General features: G+C 34.1%; 1 protein-coding gene. It reads left to right on the forward strand.

The annotated features are described in order from the left end of the window. The first annotated feature begins 907 nt into the window (after window positions 1-907). A complete protein-coding gene (locus ACQY6M_RS07805) occupies window positions 908-1,288 on the forward strand; it encodes a hypothetical protein (protein WP_428744944.1) in 381 nt (126 codons plus the stop codon). Window positions 1,289-1,757: the final 469 nt, after the last annotated feature.

Here is a 1,757-nt window from a genome sequence, read left to right on the forward strand (position 1 = left end):
CAAAGAGATTTTTAAGGATTTGAAATTAGAAAATGACTAGGCCATAATACGTGTAAAAGGGAGTGGCATGTATCACAAATACAATAGAGGAGGTCATAACTACGAAATAGTTATTTCATACAATGGAGCAAAGCGTATGTAATTGCCACAACCGAACAGGGCATATTTATTAAACTTCTAAAAAAGGTTTTCAGTTTCTTCAGTTTCAAGAGGGTGTATAACCTAAGATTGACCAAGAAAAACAAATATAACTTTCAAGACATTTTTGAGGATTTCAAAAGGGTTGAAGATCAATCCGTCTGACCTTATTGATTTTGAGTTTGATATTACAAAGTATACCAGTTAAGATGAATTGTTTAAGCTTACTTGATTAAAATTGTATTGTTAAGTTTATTGATTTATTTGCAATTTTTAGAGGCTAAACAGTTTCAGCATTTCCCTTTATCTCTCCATATAATTCTGGTGCTGTATAATAAGTACCTTTTCGGGTTCAATGGCAGGTGTATATCCATAGTCGTAGCAGAAATAATACAGCGTCCCACTGTTACTTTTCCATGTGTGAGTTAGGTGTTTAAAATCCATGCCCAACTTTCTTAAAAAATCCTTTTTTACTGTGGCTTTGCCAGATGGACATGCGGTGCGCAATGCCCTTCTGTTTGTGCGCAACTGCTTATTAATCCGTTTGATATTTGCTTCAACAGTTTTTGATGCTTGGTTATGATAGGCACTTTTGCACTGTCCATCACAATATTTTTTGTCGGATCTGCCACATAATGGTCCCTGGCAATATAAACATGTATTATTTTCCATAACAATTAAGCGAATCGTTTTATAAACGTCTATAAACGCATATAGACGTCTATAAAACGGTTAAAGCAAGAAATATTCTTATTGTTGACATAAAAAAATGAATTTGAAACCCATTATTTATTTAAACCACTTAAAGAGTGATAAAGAAGATATATCTGCTCTTTTTTTTAAGGATAATAAGCTAATAGCGGAGCGTATATCACAAAATAATTGGATTGCGTGGAATAGTTTTCATAAAGCTTATTGTGTGAAATCGGGCCCCCGAACAATTGCTCTGATAACTGATTTGTTTGAAGATATTGCGGTAATCAATACGAATTATTATGAAGCCAAGCTCAAGGGGCATACGGATGAAATTACCATTGGAGATGCCACGTACTTTACAGGAGTACTAGAGTTGGCTCAAAAAATAGGCAAAATAACTTTATTCCCATATAAAAAAGGGAGCCTGCGACTTATAGTGATTAAATATCATTAGTGTCCGGTATAAAATAAATAGTTTGCGCTAAAGCATTATTAATAAAGAGTTCTCTGATATATTTTTCAAGTGGGGGTAGTTTTTCCGCCTTCATGTAAAAGCGTTAAAAAAATCAGAGAGCGGAGCGTTAAAAAGAAAAGCTGTCTGAACGCAGTGAGTTCTTTTCTTTTAGCGTAGAGATTTGATTTTTAGTTTTTTCATGTCAGCGGCAGCTTTCTTTGTTTACTTTCTTCAGCTGTAGGAAGAATTGTAGCGTAGCGGAAATCACGAACGCCAAAATTAAACCTTGTGAGCTAAAGTAAAAGCCCGTCGGCTAGAGACAAAAAAGATTGTAGAAAGGAATATTTTTACTTTAACCGGACAATAGTGTAAAAAAATACTGTAAATTAAAATCCTTTGTTATTTCTGTCCCACACTGATCATATCCATCAGTCTAAACAAATGCTTTGCAGCTATTTCTATCGTAAAT

Source organism: Tenacibaculum sp. (assembly GCF_050290165.1).
Classification (GTDB): domain Bacteria; phylum Bacteroidota; class Bacteroidia; order Flavobacteriales; family Flavobacteriaceae; genus Polaribacter.